The sequence below is a fragment of the Thermoplasmatales archaeon genome, from assembly GCA_014361245.1.
Taxonomy (GTDB): domain Archaea; phylum Thermoplasmatota; class E2; order UBA202; family JdFR-43; genus JACIWB01.
Map to the genome: position 1 here is coordinate 1 of JACIWB010000004.1, position 15,641 is coordinate 15,641.

The following is a 15,641-nucleotide window of genomic DNA, read 5'->3' on the forward strand; positions in this document are numbered from 1 at the left end:
GGTCCACTCAATATAGAGGGGAGAAAACAATATGCTCTAATAGTCATTGATGGTAATTCAAGATTACACTGTAACATTTATGATAGAATAAAAACAGAAGATGTGACCCATTCTTTGAAAGAAACTATTGAAAAATGGTGTAAGAAAGAAGGTATAGAAGTTGAATATACTCCTCCCTATTATCCACAAACAAAAGGAAAGATTGAAAGAGCCATAAGAACTTTCAATGAAGAATTTCTGAAAATGTTCTTTTATTACTTCAGGAATTTATTGAATGGTTTAACAATCATAGATACCACATGGGTATCCATGATTATCCTGCCAATGTATATTTTTCAAAAAATGTTACCGATGTTACTTGACAATACAGGAGGAAAAACTTTTTAATTGATTTGTAATACATTACCAAAATGCTAAAAGAAATAATATTTTATGGAAGAGGTGGTCAAGGCGCTGTTACAGCTGCAAATCTTCTCGCAAGTGCCGCCCTGAAAAGCGGGAATAGAGGAGTTCAATCTTTTCCCTTCTTTGGAGCAGAGCGCAGGGGGGCGCCAGTAAGAGCTTTTGCAAGGATAAGTGATGATGAAATTCTTTTGAGGAGTGAAATAAAGGAGCCAGATATTGTTGTTGTGCTTGATATAGGTATAATAGATGCAATTGATGTGACTGCTGGATTGAAAAAGGAAGGAATTATTTTGCTGAACAGCAATCGCGAGCCATCTAACTTTTCTTTTCCATTTAAGGTTGCTACTGTTGATGCAACGAGCATTGCAATAGAAAATAAAATTCTTGTAGGAGGAATACCTGTGGTAAATACTCCCATAGTTGGAGCACTTATAAAGCTAATTGATGGAGTAAAGATAGAAGCTTTATATGAAGCAATAAAGGAAAGATTTCCTGAAAAAATTTCTCAGGGCAATATAAATGCAGCAAAATTGGCTTATGAAAGGGTGAAAATATGAAAACCGCAATATCATATCCAATTGAAGGAGCGATGGGGAAAACAGGAGCATGGCGTGTATTTAAGCCAGTAGTGGATGAGCAGAAATGCATAAAATGCTATCGCTGCTGGATTTTCTGCCCAGATTGTGCAATAGAAATTGAGCAATTTCCAGTTATTGATTATAACTACTGCAAGGGTTGTGGAATATGTGCAAATGAATGCCCTGTAAAAGCGATTTCAATGGAGAGGGAGGGAAAATGATAGTAATAGATACAGCAAATCATATCTCTGCTCTTGCAGCAAAAATGGCGAGACCAAAAGTTATAGCTGCATATCCTATAACCCCTCAAACAACAATTGTTGAAAGGCTTGCTGAATATGTTGAGAAGGGAGAACTTGATGCAGAATTTATAAGAGTTGAATCAGAGCATTCAGCAATGACAGCATGCATTGCGGCCGAAGCTTGTGGGGTAAGAACTTTTACAGCTACTTCCTCCCATGGTTTGCTTTTGATGCATGAAATGCTTCACTGGGCGGGGCTTGCCCGCCTGCCTGTTGTGATGGTGAATGTGAATCGCGCAATAGGGCCCGGATGGAATATATGGAGCGATGCAAATGATTCGATGGCACAGCGCGATACTGGATGGCTTCATTTTTATTGCTCAAGCAATCAGGAGGTTTTTGATACAATTATACAGGCATATAAAATTGCTGAAAGTAGCGAGGTGATGCTTCCTGCGATGATTTCATACGATGGATTTATATTAAGCCATACATCAATGCCCGCTGGAATTCCTTCTCAAAAGGAGATAGATGAATTTTTACCTCCTTTTAAGCCGGCATGGAGCATTGTTGATGAAACAATAACTCATGGTAATATAATTGAGCCATTAAATTATGCAAAGGTAAGGTATGATATGATGCTTGCGATGGAGAAAGCAAAAAAAGTTATTGAAGAAGTAGGCGAAGATTTTGGAAAAAAATTCGGCCGCTTCTACGGGCTCGTGGATGAATATAAATGTGAGGATGCTGACTATGTAATAGTTGCGATGGCTTCCATAGCAAGTGAGGCAAAGTTTGCGGTTGAAAGGCTTCGAAGCAAAGGAGAAAAGGTAGGCGTAGTAAATTTGCGAACGCATCGCCCTCTGCCATTTGAGAAATTAAAATATGATAAGTTGATTGTAATTGATAGAAATATTTCTCCAGGGCTTGGAGGGATAGTATATAATGAAATTAAGGGAAAAGTAAAGGAAGCATATGGTTTCATAGGAGGGATAGGAGGGATGGATGTTAGCTATAAGGATATTGAAAGAATTTATGAGCTTGCAAAAAAAGGGAAGGAAGGTTTTTATCCATTTGAGGTGAGCTAATGGCAATAAAAGATTTGCCAAAAGAAGAATATATTCTAAAAGGGCATGCTGCCTGCCCTGGCTGTCCCATTACAATTGCCCTGCGAACCGCATTAAAAGCTCTTGGTAAAAAGGTTATATTTGTTATTCCCGCTTCATGCAGTGCTGTAATTCAATCTCTATACCCAAAGACATCTTTTGCATTTCCAACACTGAACATTGCATTTGAGGCAAGTGCTGCTGCAGCAAGTGGAGTTGCTTCTGCTCTTAAAATGCTTGGAAGAGATGATATCACGCCTGTTGTATGGGCTGGAGATGGAGGGACATATGATATTGGCTTACAGGCTTTATCTGGAGCGCTTGAAAGAGGGACAAATTTCATATATGTTTGCTACAACAATCAGATGTATTCGAACACGGGCATACAGCGAAGCGGAGCCACGCCATACGGCGCATGGACAACAACAACATGGAGCGGGAAAAAGGAATATGAGAAAAATTTTGCAGAAATTGTAATGGCTCATCGCATTCCTTATGTAGCAACTGCAACAATTGCATATCCCGAAGATTTATACAGAAAAATGAAGAAAGCGAAAGAGATTAAGGGGGCGCGCTATATAGAAATTCTTGCTCCCTGCCCGCCTGGATGGCGCTTTGATATGAGCAAAACAGTTGAGATGGCGAGGCTCGCTGTTGAAACAGGAGCATGGGTTCTTTATGAAGCAATTGATGGAAAAATTGAATTCAATCTTGAAAGCAAAAAAATTTTGGAAGGAAAGGAAAGGAAGTCAATTGAAGAATGGCTTAAAATGCAGGGAAGGTTTGCTCATCTTAGAGTAGAGGATATTGAAAAAATTAAGAAATGGATTGATGATAAATGGGAGCATTACAGGAAGATTTACTCAATGAAATAAAAATTTTGTATGAAAAAAGGAGAGAGGATATAGAAAAAAGGATAGATGAATTCAAAAAGGAAAAAAATAAGGAAGAAATTCTTGCAGAACTTATATTCTGCATTTTTACCCCTCAATCAAAAGCAAAATATTGCTGGTGTGCTGCAAAAAATATCTTAGAAAAAAATTTAGTTTGTGAGGAGGAAATAAGGAAGGAAATAAGCAGGATAAGATTTAAAAATAAGAAAGCAAAATATGTTTTGAATGCAATGAAAAATTTTGATAGAATATTTGAAAATATAAAAGGTATGGAAGGAGAGGAAGCAAGAGAATATCTTGTTAAAAATATAAAGGGTATGGGATATAAAGAAGCAAGCCATTTCTTGAGGAATATAGGAATTGGATTAAATCTTGCAATTCTTGACAGGCATATATTGAAAAATTTGAAAAATCTTGGAGTAATAGATGAAATACCATCTCATCTCTCTCGAAAAAAATATCTTGAAATCGAGGAAAAAATGAAGAAATTTTCAGAAGAGATATCAATACCTATGAGCCATCTTGACTTGCTTTTGTGGTGCAAAGCCACTGGAGAAGTTTTTAAGTAGAAGTGCTTTCTTTTGTGGAAAATATTACTAAACCCATTACAACAAAACCTTTTCTTGTTTTTTCCTTTCCTCCCGCTTCAAGATAAACTTTTATTTTAGAAAAGGTTATTATAAAGAAAGCTTCTCCCATTATCATGTGTGGAGGAATATCAAATTCGTCACTCTGATTGTGCTCCCTACCCATCACATTAAAAATTACATAATAAGATGCATTAATTGCTTCATTTTTTCCATTATAAACACCAATAACATATCCAAATCCATAATCCTTCTCTTCCCTTAGTTCGCTATTAATACCCGCACCGATATAAAGTTCAACATCACCTTTTTCCTCTATATATTCATATGCCCCTATGTCGTAGTTGTCCCCCTGTGGTCTTGGTATGCCATCATAATCAATTGGTGGGGCATTGTATGGTGTGCCTGCATCTATGGCAATGCTACCTTCTTTTAGATGGAAATCCCAGTTTTCCAAACTAATAAATAAGCTATCAATATCAAAGCAAACTAATGAATTGACATCTTGCTTGCTGTAGATATTCCAGCCCCCTTTTTCAATATCGTTTAATGAAAATTCCTCAGTATATGCAACTGAAATAGCTCTATCTGCATTATCATTGTGGAATATGTTATAATCCCCGTGATAATTTTCTACACTCATTTCTTCAAATGCCAAACCGATGTTATCTCCTTCCGCCACTATGCAATTATACATGCACAAGCTATCGGAGGAATTTTCTACCCATATATTGTATATTTTTGCATCCACGAAATCGCAGTTTTGGAGGAAAATTCTCCCTTCTTTTCCATCCCAGTCCAATTCAGCATTTGTAATACCATTTCTGTATCCCAAACAATTGACAAGCATTATATTATCCTCCCATAACTTATAGCCAGAATTCCAGCAGTGATGGGCTGAACATCTGCTCAGCGTAGTATTTTTTGCGCTGATGTCAAATCCATCAAATACATCATAAGATTCACACCCAATAAATGAAAAATTTTGCTGGTTTCCGTGGCCGAGGGCGAAGCCATCCGCATTCTGGCTGATATCGCTGGCGGAATGGGCGGTGCAGTTAATGAACAGACCATTGTAACAGTCTTTTCCTCCAGATGGAGAGGCATCTATTCCATAAAGGGTGAAATTATATACTTCTAAATTTTCAAAAACAAAGTCATGTGTTCCATCTGCAGCACCAATTCCATAAAAAACATTCCATACTTTACAGTCGCGTATCTCAATATTGGATGAATTTATAATCCATATTCCTGTATCACTCCAATTGCATACCTCAATCCCTATAAATTTAAAATATTTGGAATTAATAACTACACCCGTTCCTTCTACATTTTTTCCATCTATTACTGGCTTCTCTTCCATATAAGCGGAAAATAAGATGTAGCCATTTTCATTTCCTTCTCTTGAAATATAAACCTGTTCGTTGTATGTTCCCCCTCTTATATAAACTGTATCTCCAGCTTTTACCATGTCTGCGGCATGCTGAATGGTTTTCCATGGAAAATTGATTGTTCCTGGATTGCTATCATTTCCCCAGGGAGCAACATAATATACGCCCCCATTTTTTATATTATAAGGATATAATTTTCCGCTGCCTGACAAGGTAAATAAAAAGATTAAACCAATTAGCAGACTAAATAATTTTTTCACAGTTCTAAAAAATTTTTTTATATTTAAGGGTTGCGAAGATTTCACTATTTGGCAAAGTTGTGAGCTCACTATATAAAAATCAAACTCTTTTAAATCCTCTTCTTACAAAAGAGGCAAGAGAATAAATTTTACATTTGAAAGGATTGAAAAAATTGTTTTCTCCTCCTATTTTTACTCTCTTTTTAATTATTTCCTCAATTGCATCATCTACGCTCTCTGCATTCATTTCAGTATATACTTTTCCCATTTCCCATAAATAGTGGCCATCGCTTCCGGCGGTGAATGGCATACTTTTTTCATTTGCATATTTAATTGCTTTTTTATTCTGATAAGGAAAATTCCTCCCATTCATTGCTTCAATTGCATCAGCATCAATCCTTAATTTTGAAAATCGAAATGGATGGGCAACAATTGCTATTCCTCCTTTTTCATGAATTTCTTCTATAACATCTTCATTTGCTTTTATTTCCTCTTCTATGCCTATTGCAAGAATATGCCCCTTTTTTGTTTTTATTTCCATTCCTGGAATTACAAGAAAATTTTCAGCAATCTTTGCTGCATTTTTCGCCCCTTTGAGCGTGTTGTGGTCAACAACAGCCATACCTGAAAAATTCATCTTTTTCATATAATTTACAATATCCTTTGGCTTTTCATTTCCATCAGAAGAATAAATTGTATGTATATGCAAATCAAATCTCATCTTATTACGCATCCATCCTTAACATTCCCATCAATTTCTATGTAGCCAGCCTCATCTCTCAGGAACTTGCCATTGTAATCAACCTTTCCATTTCTGGATAGCATCCTTATCTTGGAAAACTCCTCGTAATCTATTTCTTCTTTCGCCTCTTTTTTTATTCCTTCAACGAAAACATCTCCTCCTTCCTTACCTTTTGCGAGCAAAATAAACGCCCGCCCCATGTCGGCGGCGAGCAGCATGCCCTTTGATGCTACCCCCCTTATTTTTGTTTCCTTAAGGTTTGCGAGATATACAATTTTTTTACCGAGCAATTCCTCTTTGCTATACCATGGCTTTATTCCAGCAACAATCTTTCTTTTTCCAAGCTCTCCAACATCGAGCTCAATTATGTATAGTTTATCAGCATTTGGATGATCTTCGATGCTTTCTATTTTTGCTACCCTTAAATCAAGTTTTGAAAATGGCTCTTCAATTATATCCTCTATATTTAGCTTGCTGAAAAGAGGATATGGAGATGACAATTCATTTTCCTCAATTTCTTCTAAAGCTTCATCCCATCTGTGGGCAAAGATGCTATCTTTATAGCCGAGCATTTTCCATATTTTTTCTGCTGTTTTTGGCATGTAGGGCGAGGATGCTATTGCAATAATTTTTACAATTCTTAGGCAGACATTTATTATGCTCTCGCATCTTTCTTTGTCTTCCTTTATATACTTCCATGGTTCTGAGGCATTTATATACTGATTTCCTATCTGCGCAATTTTCATTACTCTTTTTATTCCTTCCTTGAAGCTGCAATTTTCAATCATTTGCCCAACTTCAATAAAATTCTTTTTGACTTCTTCAAGAGTTATTTCATCAATTTTATCTGCTTTTTTGTATTTAGTTACCCTTCCAAAGTTCTTATATGCAAATGAAATTACTCTATGAATGAAGTTTCCATAAATTCCAACAAGCTCATTGTTATTTTTTGCAACAAAATCCTCCCACTGCCAGCTTGTGTCGTGCTTCTCTGGCATATTTACTGCAAGATAATAGCGGATTGCATCAACATTAAATTTGCTGACTATATCTGGAAGCCATATTCCAATGCCCCTTGATTTAGAAAATTGCTCTCCAGAGAGGGTAAGGTATTCATTTGCTGGCACATCATATGGCAAATTCAGCCCGCCGTGTGCCATAAGCATTGCGGGCCATATTATTGTATGGAAAGGGATGTTATCTTTTGCAAGGAAATAGTAATGCTTTGCCTCCTGCTCCCACCATTTTTTCCATTCATCGCTTTTTCCAATTTTTTCAGCCCATTCCATTGAAGCGGAGAGATAGCCAATTACTGCATCAAACCATACATATATTCTCTTATTTTCATATCCTTCAATTGGCACCTCTACTCCCCAAGTTAAGTCACGAGTTATTGCTCTGTCTTTTAATCCCGATTTTATGAAATTTATCGTAAAATTGATAACATTATCTCGCCACCATTTCTTTTCTTCAAGCCATTTAATTAATCTATCTTCAAATTCTGATATTTTAAAGAATAAATGCTCCGTTTCTTTTAAAAATGGCTTGCTCCCGCAGATTTTGCACACTGGCTCAATTATCTCGCTTGCCTCAAGCGTTTTTCCGCAGTCAATGCACTGGTCTCCTCTTGCTCGCCCATTGCAGTATGGACATGTTCCTTCAACATATCTATCTGGCAGAAATCTATTACAGTTATTGCAATAAAGCGCAAGAATTTTTTTCCTGTAAATGTAATTTTTTTCATATAATTTAAGGAAAAAATCCTTTACAACTCTTTTATGAAATTCATTGCTTGTGCGGGAGAAGTTTTCAAAAAATATTCCAAAGTCCTCTATATTCTTAACATGCTCCGCATGATAGCGGTCAACAATTTCCTTCGGACTCACTTTTTCTTTTTCAGCAGTTATTGTGATGGGCGTTCCATGCTCATCGCTCCCACTAACCATGAGAACTTCATTCCCTTTCATCCTATGATACCTGCCAAAGATGTCGCCGGGCAGGAGACACCCAGCGAGCGTCCCAAGATGCAACGAGCCATTTGCATATGGCCAGGCAACTCCTATGAATATCCTTTCCATAAACATGTATATTTATCCTTTAAAAATAAGTTGTGGTCTGCAATATGAAAATAAAAAGATATATAAATAATAATTTGTTTTGTAAGCGATGAAGGGGAAATATTTGATATATGGGCTTGTTGTGTTTGGGTTAGTGATAGCAATGATTAACCTACCTGTTGCAACAGTGGGTATTGTAGAAACTCCAAATATATTTATTGATAAAAATAAAAACGGGCAATATGATGAAGGAACAGATGAGGGATACACTGCAATTCAGGATGCAATAGATGCAGCAATTGATGGAGACATAATAAAAGTTAATGATGGAACATATGAAGAAAACCTTGTAATAAATAAGGAAATTTCATTGGTTGGAGACCCAGTTATAGATGCTCAAGGTGGAATAGGAATAAGTATAGAAGCAAACAATACTCTTGTTGAAAACTTTACAATATTTAATGGTACAACTGGAATTTATGTTCATAATGAGTCGTTTACAATTCAAAATGTAATAATAAACAATTGCACAATTTATGAATGCTGGGCAGACACGGGAATTTTCTTCTATGATGTCATAAATAGCTGGATTAATAATACCCAAGTTAATGATACAGACACTGGTATTTATCTTTATTACTCAAATAATAACAACATAACAAATTGCAATGTTTCTGATAACGATAACTATGGCATCTACCTTTATTATTCCTCAAACAACAATATAAACAATAATACTATCAATGAAAACGAGTATGGTGTATATCTAGATGAAGACTCAGATGACAACCTAATAGAATATAATAACTTAACTGCTAATGGATACGGCTTTTACATTTGGTATGCAAATAATAATAAAATAGGATACAACTTCATAAATCAAACTTTATGGAGCAATGGTGGCTCATGCCCATTCCTCTATACTTGGGATGGAGAAAAGTATAATTTTGTTGCTGATTTAAATGGAAGAGGAATTCTTGCAATTCCAATGAACAATGGCTATAGACCACCTCAACCTGAAGATTTCGCAATAATAGAAGGAGATAAGTTAAAAGATAGCAGTGGAAATTATCTAATTCAAATAACACAGGAATACGATGAAATTTCTTATCTTGATTTGATAGAATTATTTGCTATCGATCATTCACCTGATTTAGAATTATATACTGGATTGCTCCTCAATGAAGTTGGCAGGATATATACAGTTGGAAAAGAGCATATTAAACCAATTTATGCAAAAGAAAATGGAGAAGATTGTCTCTCAAAAATTCTTAATAAAGATGGAATATACACAGAGGCAAATTCTGATATAAATATTCTTGAAGTTGGTTTCAATGATTTATCATCTGCAAGTGAAATCAAGCTCATCTTGAATGGCTACGCAGATTGGACGCCTGGCGTTTCTGGAAGGACACAAAAATCTTGGATAAGATTCATTCAGGTAAAGGATGAAAGCGGTGAATGGAGAAATGTTTATTCTGGAAACGAAATAATTACTCCAGCGGCCATGCCAAGAACATATGTTGTAAACTTAACTGGAAAATTCATTACAGATTATTCAATAAGGGTAGGGTTTGGTTCAACTGTTAGATGGGATTATATTGCAGTAGATACAACTCCAACAGAAGAAGTAGAGATAAATAAAATAGATATGATTTCAGCTGATTTGCATTTCAGAGGATATTCTGAATTTGAAGGAATTTTCCCAGATTATTACAAAGTTAAAACAAGAGCCCCACCAACATTTTCAAGCCCATCTGGCTATTTCACTAAATTTGGAGATGTTTTACAATTGCTAACAAGCATAGATGATAAATTTGTTATAATGCACCACGGAGATGAAATATCAATAGTTTTTTCAGCTATAAATGAGCAGGAAGGAAAGGAAAGAACATACTTGCTGCACTCCTGGGATTACTACAAGAATAAATATTATGAAACTGGAAGCACGGTTGAGCCATTGCCTTTCAGAAGCATGAGCACATATCCTTATCCAGAAGATGAGCATTATCCAGATAGTGAGGAATATTTAGAATATTTAGCAAACTGGAATACAAGATACTATGAAGGAGAAAAAAGGGCGGGAATTTCATTGCCATATTCAAATAATACTCAGATATACAACAATACAATAATTGGTGGACCAAGTTGCTATGCTATAATGCTTGAAGGGGAAACAAATGCAACTATAAAAAATAATACAATTCTGGATGCCTATTGCGGAATATATCTATGGGACTATTGTGAAAATATTAACATAACAGGAAATACAATACAAAATTGTTCCTACTGTGGAATATATGTTGAATACGGTGAAAATATAACTATAACAAGCAACAATATCTCTGATAATGGCCACGGTGAGAGTGGTGGAGGAATATATTTCTCCAATACAAATAATTCAACAATTTCAGAAAATTATCTTACAAATGATAGAACAGGAGCAATAACTTTATATGATTCCCATCACAACAACATAATTAATAATGATATAATTGAAAACTGCGGTTGGTACTATGGAATGGCTCTCTTTGATGGTTCTTCCTACAATGTTATAGAACTAAATGATGTAATAAATAATACTGGTTATGGAATACTCATATCGAACTCTCCTTATAATGAAATAATAGAAAATTATATCGCAAACAATAATTGGTGTGGAATATATATAGATATAGAAGGAGATTCAAATCATACAAAAATAATTGGAAATACAATTTGCGGGCATGATGATGAATATGAAGCAGGAATATATGTATATGGGGGATACATAGGGGGGGATTTAGATGGAGAAGACGACTCTAATTATTACTATAACACAGATACTGAAATTCACTGGAATAAGATATACAATAACACATATGGTTTGGTTTACTGGATTGGTGGCATGCCAGCCACACCTTACATAAATGCAACTTATAACTGGTGGGGAAATGGAAACGGACCGAGTGGAGAAATGATTGATCCTGTAACTAATGAGCAATCAAATGGCGATGGAGATGAAATTTATGGAGGACAAGCAAATGACAACATCCATTTTGACCCATGGATTGGAAAAGTTAATTTATATAAAGGATGGAACATGATAACATTGCCCGTCTGGAGTGAAGACATTTTAACAGCCGAGGATTTGGGAAATTACATAAATGGAATTGCTGGCTATGATATATGCACTGTTATAACAAAGTGGGATGCTTCTTTGCAGAAATATATAAGCTGTGTAGTTGGAGTTGTTGGCAACTTTGAACTTAAGCCAGGAGAGGGATACTGGATATTTATGAAAAACAATTTCAATTTCAGTATAGATGGAACTGAGATTGAGCCATCGGTTAATATAACATTGAGGAGAGGATATAATTTAATAGGCCATACAAAAGTTTTACCAACAGAAGCACTTGATATCGGAAAAAATATACCAAATTGCACAAAAGTAGGAAGATGGGATGCATCAAGCCAACAATGGCTCCCTGAATGCATAGTTGAGAAAGAACTTGGCAACTTCGATATTTCGATAGGAGACGCAGTGTTCATATTCAGAAACAAAGGAGATGTAATAACATGGAATGGATAGTGCTTTTCCTGGCTAATTTAAGTTAAAAATATATCCCTAAAAAGAATTACAATTGTTGAAAAGCAGGGTTGCAATTGCTAAAAATGAAAACATATATGAAGCAACATTAAAAGCCCTTGATTACTTAGAATATGATTTAAAAGGGAGAATATTAGTTAAACCAAACCTAACTCTTGATGTCCCAATTCAAAGGAGGGCATGCACAAATCCAGAAGTAGTTAGTGCAGTTATAGATGCAATAAGAAACTGCGATGGCGAACCTTTTGTTGGAGAAAGCTCGATGGTTGGATGCGACACAATGATGGCTTATGAAAAAAGTGGCTTGAAAGAAGTTTGTGAGAAGAAAAAAATCAAGTTTATTGATTTCAATAGATGCGAGCCAGTAAAAATTAAAATAAACGGGGAATTTTTGAAAGAAATAGTTGTTGCAAAAGAAATTCTTGATTTTGATAAAATTATATCTGTTCCAGTAATGAAAACCCATGTCCTCACTGGAGTAACTCTTGGAATGAAAAACATGAAAGGCCTGCAATACAGAAACGAAAAAATAAGGTTGCACGAAAAGGGAATAAGAATGCTCCATGTTGGAATTGTTGACATAAACTCCGCTTTCAAGCCCTATCTTACAATCATAGATGCAAGCTATGCGCAGGAGGGCGATGGCCCAGTCGCTGGCAATGTCAGAAAAATGAACCTTGTTATAGCAAGCGGGGATGTTGTGTCTGCTGATGCAACCGCCTGCAGGGTTATGGAAATAAATCCATATAGCATTTACCATATTAAAAGGGCTGAGGAAAGGGGGATTGGAAAAATAAGGGATGTTGATTTGCAGGGAGAAAAATTAAGAAATGTTAGGGAAAAATTTGAAAATCCGGCATCTGGAATAAAATATAGGGTATTTGATTTTGGAATGGTTTTTGCCTCTAGATTAAAAGGTAAAATTGCAGAAAATGGATATGTTACAATAGCAGATTTAATGAGAACAAAACCTTTTATAAACAAAAATTGCAAGAAGTGTGGGAAGTGTGCTGAAATATGCCCTCAAAAAGCGATAGAAAATTTTAAAATAAATCATAGAAAATGCGTTTCATGTATGATATGCATGGAAGCTTGCCCCTTTAATGCAATAAAACCAGAGAAAATTTCTCTTTTAAGAGGAGGAAAAGAAATTATCAGATTTTCCTTCAGAACTTTTTTTAAAAAGTTATAAAATAGTTATAACAAATGCAATAAGAGCAACAATTGATATTGATATTAAATTTACATCGCTGTTATTCAATATTGCATCGGATGAATTTATTGTTCCTTTTCCTTTTGCTTGAAATGTTGCCCCCAAAAATGAGTCAATGTGACAGCCAAAAAATCCAAGAAAAGTGCAGAGAAGCATATTATATATGCTTATTTTAAGAATAAAATAAGCAGAAATTGAAATAATTAAAGCTCCTATAAAAGCAGCAATTTCTCCGAGCAAGGAAATCGCCCCATTTGTGCCAGGCGAGACCTTTTTCATATTTGTTATTAGATATGTATTGTTAGAAAAAACACCTATTTCTGAAGCCATTGTATCAGAAAGGGCAACAGCTATAGAGGCAACAAAAGGAATGGAGAGATCTTTATTTAAGTAAAAAGAAAATAATGCTATAAATGTGGGTATTATCCCATTAGCAATTACATTTGATGCTTTTCTTGACTTTCTTTCAAGCAGTCTCCTTTTCTTTAAATTATGTCTATAACGTGTTACAACTGCTCCAACAACAAGAAAAATAAAAAGAAGGGAAAACCATTCAAATCCCCTTGCAAGCAGTATTGCCATACCTATTGCAACCGCAGAAATTGCTCCATTTAAATCAAGAATTCTGAAATAGAAAGATAGAATGCCGAATATTAAGCATATAAGTATTTTAAGAACTAAAACAATCATCCTTTCACTACACCCAGTGGAACCATCCTTGCAACTTTTAATGATAAACCCGCTCCATGAGTAGCATTTACAACCATGCTCACATCCTTGTATGCGTCAGGGCTTTCTTCAGCCATCACAACCATGCTCGCTGGGTGCGCGTATATGCCCTTCCCTTCAAGCATTCTCGCAATCTCTGAACCGCGCCATCTTCTTTTTGCCTCTTCTCTTGACATAACTCTCCCTGCTCCATGGCATGTTGAACCAAAAGCTTCTTCCGCCTTTTTTGTTCCCTTGAGCAAGTAACTCTCGCTTCCCATATCTCCAGGAATTAAAACAGGTTGTCCAATGCTTCTATATTTACCTGGTATTTCACTGCTATCTGGGCCAAAAGAGCGTGTTGCGCCTTTTCTATGAACGCAGACTTTCATTCTTTTACCATCGATTTCGTGCTCTTCAATTTTTGCTATATTATGGCAAACATCATAAACTATTTTCATTCCCATATTTTCCGCATCTTCCTTGAAAATCTTTTCAAAAGACTGGCGCACCCAGTGCACAATCATCTGCCTGTTAGCCCACGCAAAATTTGCCGCACACGCCATTCCTTTGAAATATTGCTCCCCTTCCTTGCTCTTCAGGGGGGCGCAGGCTAACTGCCTGTCTGGCAACTCTATTTTATATTTTTTTACTGCCTGCTCGAGGACACGGAGATAATCAGTACATATCTGATGACCGCAACCTCTTGAACCAGTATGAATCATAACAACAATCTGGTTTTTTTCAATCCCATAAATTTTAGCCGCATTTTCATCAAATATTTCTTCTACTTTCTGAATTTCAAGGAAGTGATTTCCTGCTCCAAGTGAGCCAACCTGACTCATTCCTCTTTCTTTTGCTTTTTCAGAAACAGCTGAAGCATCTGCTTCCTCCATGCATCCATTTTCTTCTAAATATTCCAAATCTTCTTCCCATCCATAGCCATGCTCAACAGCCCATCTTGCTCCCATCTGTAAAACTTCATCAAGTTGAGGCTTATTAAGCTTTATTTTTGCTTCACTTCCAACACCTGAAGGAATATTCTTAAAAAGCTCATCCGTCAATTCTTTTATTATGCTTTTGTTTATCTGCTCAAATTTAATATTTGTTCTCACAAGCCTTACCCCACAGTTTATATCAAACCCCACTCCTCCAGGAGATATTACTCCTTCTTCATATTCAGTTGCAGCAACCCCTCCAATTGGGAAGCCATAGCCCCAATGTATGTCAGGCATTGCAAGTGATCTGCCCACTATTCCAGGCAATGTTGCAACATTTGCTGTTTGCTCTGGTGCATTATCTTTTCTTATTAAAGGAAGCATTTCTGGCAATGCGTATATCATTCCCGGCACACGCATGTTAAGTTTTCCATCTATGCCTTTATAACTTTTTGGTATCTCGTATCTGTAATCATCTATCTTATTTAAAGGTCCGTTCCACATTTTATTCACCTTAAATATCAAACAATACCCTAATAACAAAACCTTTTTTATTTCTTTTTATCTCGAGCATATGATATGCCACACCTTTTATCTCAACCCCATATCCATGCTTAGCCCTATCATATTTTTCTCCGTATGCAGTTGCTACTAATTTATCATTTATTTTTACTCTGAAATCTCCAAAAACAAGTTTTTCAACATCGTGTAAATAGATAAGCTCTGAAAGCCAGTCAACAAGAAGCATTTCATCATCTCCCTCACGGGCAATTTCAATTTTCCTCTCAATTTTCCTCTCAATTTTCCCATTGTTTGTTATTATTGAAAACATTCCTTTTGCTGCATTTTCAAACGCTTCTTCAATATTTTTTCCACATGCTTCTATTCCAATGTCTGCGGTATGCTCAATTATCCTATACACATCTAATAAGTTAGAAGGATTATAAAAATCT

Annotated in this window: 14 protein-coding genes; 8 read left to right on the top strand and 6 right to left on the bottom strand. The window is 35.8% G+C overall.

Annotated elements, in window-relative coordinates:
- The first annotated feature begins 114 nt into the window (after positions 1-114).
- Genes H5T45_01330 through H5T45_01355 form a run of 6 tightly spaced genes read left to right on the top strand, consistent with a single transcriptional unit; the run spans position 115 to position 3,793 of the window.
- A complete protein-coding gene (locus H5T45_01330; protein MBC7128359.1) occupies positions 115-387 on the top strand; it encodes a DDE-type integrase/transposase/recombinase in 273 nt (90 codons plus the stop codon).
- 23 nt (positions 388-410) lie between these two features.
- Entirely contained in the window at positions 411-962 is a 552-nt protein-coding gene (locus H5T45_01335) for a 2-oxoacid:acceptor oxidoreductase family protein (protein ID MBC7128360.1), read from the top strand.
- Entirely contained in the window at positions 959-1,204 is a 246-nt protein-coding gene (locus H5T45_01340; protein MBC7128361.1) for a 4Fe-4S binding protein, read from the top strand. Before H5T45_01335 ends, H5T45_01340 begins: the two co-directional genes overlap by 4 nt.
- Positions 1,201-2,313 carry a pyruvate ferredoxin oxidoreductase gene (gene porA, locus H5T45_01345; GenBank protein ID MBC7128362.1) on the top strand — a complete coding sequence of 371 codons (1,113 nt, stop codon included), beginning with the start codon at positions 1,201-1,203 and terminating at the stop codon, positions 2,311-2,313. Before H5T45_01340 ends, porA begins: the two co-directional genes overlap by 4 nt.
- Positions 2,313-3,206: a 3-methyl-2-oxobutanoate dehydrogenase subunit beta gene (locus tag H5T45_01350; GenBank protein MBC7128363.1), complete on the top strand. Its 894-nt coding sequence runs from the start codon at positions 2,313-2,315 to the stop codon at positions 3,204-3,206. The genes porA and H5T45_01350 overlap by 1 nt, the downstream gene beginning before the upstream one ends.
- On the top strand, positions 3,170-3,793 hold the full coding sequence (locus tag H5T45_01355) for an N-glycosylase/DNA lyase (GenBank protein ID MBC7128364.1): 624 nt from the start codon (positions 3,170-3,172) through the stop codon (positions 3,791-3,793). Before H5T45_01350 ends, H5T45_01355 begins: the two co-directional genes overlap by 37 nt.
- On the opposite strand, the gene H5T45_01360 is transcribed toward H5T45_01355, so the two are convergent.
- The 3 genes from H5T45_01360 to metG form a co-directional block, all read right to left on the bottom strand.
- Positions 3,786-5,462, bottom strand: coding sequence for a DUF1565 domain-containing protein (locus tag H5T45_01360; GenBank protein MBC7128365.1), 1,677 nt, complete (start codon positions 5,460-5,462; stop codon positions 3,786-3,788). The two genes, H5T45_01355 and H5T45_01360, sit on opposite strands and share 8 nt — an antisense overlap.
- Before the next feature lie 79 nt (positions 5,463-5,541).
- On the bottom strand, positions 5,542-6,174 hold the full coding sequence (locus H5T45_01365) for a PHP domain-containing protein (GenBank protein MBC7128366.1): 633 nt from the start codon (positions 6,172-6,174) through the stop codon (positions 5,542-5,544).
- Positions 6,159-8,261: a methionine--tRNA ligase gene (gene metG / locus H5T45_01370; protein ID MBC7128367.1), complete on the bottom strand. Its 2,103-nt coding sequence runs from the start codon at positions 8,259-8,261 to the stop codon at positions 6,159-6,161. The genes H5T45_01365 and metG overlap by 16 nt, the downstream gene beginning before the upstream one ends.
- Positions 8,262-8,349: 88 nt before the next feature.
- On the opposite strand from metG, the gene H5T45_01375 reads away from it, so the two are divergent.
- Together H5T45_01375 and H5T45_01380 are read left to right on the top strand one after the other, a co-directional pair.
- A complete protein-coding gene (locus H5T45_01375) occupies positions 8,350-11,811 on the top strand; it encodes a right-handed parallel beta-helix repeat-containing protein (protein MBC7128368.1) in 3,462 nt (1,153 codons plus the stop codon).
- A 55-nt stretch (positions 11,812-11,866) separates the two neighbouring features.
- Positions 11,867-13,021, top strand: coding sequence for a DUF362 domain-containing protein (locus H5T45_01380; GenBank protein MBC7128369.1), 1,155 nt, complete (start codon positions 11,867-11,869; stop codon positions 13,019-13,021).
- Here H5T45_01380 and H5T45_01385 read toward each other — a convergent pair.
- Genes H5T45_01385 through H5T45_01395 form a run of 3 tightly spaced genes read right to left on the bottom strand, consistent with a single transcriptional unit; the run spans position 13,016 to position 15,610 of the window.
- Entirely contained in the window at positions 13,016-13,732 is a 717-nt protein-coding gene (locus tag H5T45_01385; protein MBC7128370.1) for a DUF92 domain-containing protein, read from the bottom strand. The two genes, H5T45_01380 and H5T45_01385, sit on opposite strands and share 6 nt — an antisense overlap.
- A complete protein-coding gene (locus tag H5T45_01390; protein MBC7128371.1) occupies positions 13,729-15,192 on the bottom strand; it encodes an RtcB family protein in 1,464 nt (487 codons plus the stop codon). Before H5T45_01390 ends, H5T45_01385 begins: the two co-directional genes overlap by 4 nt.
- A 10-nt stretch (positions 15,193-15,202) precedes the next feature.
- The gene (locus H5T45_01395; protein ID MBC7128372.1) at positions 15,203-15,610 is read right to left on the bottom strand and encodes an archease; all 408 of its coding nucleotides are present in this window, start codon (positions 15,608-15,610) and stop codon (positions 15,203-15,205) included.
- Positions 15,611-15,641 lie beyond the last annotated feature (31 nt).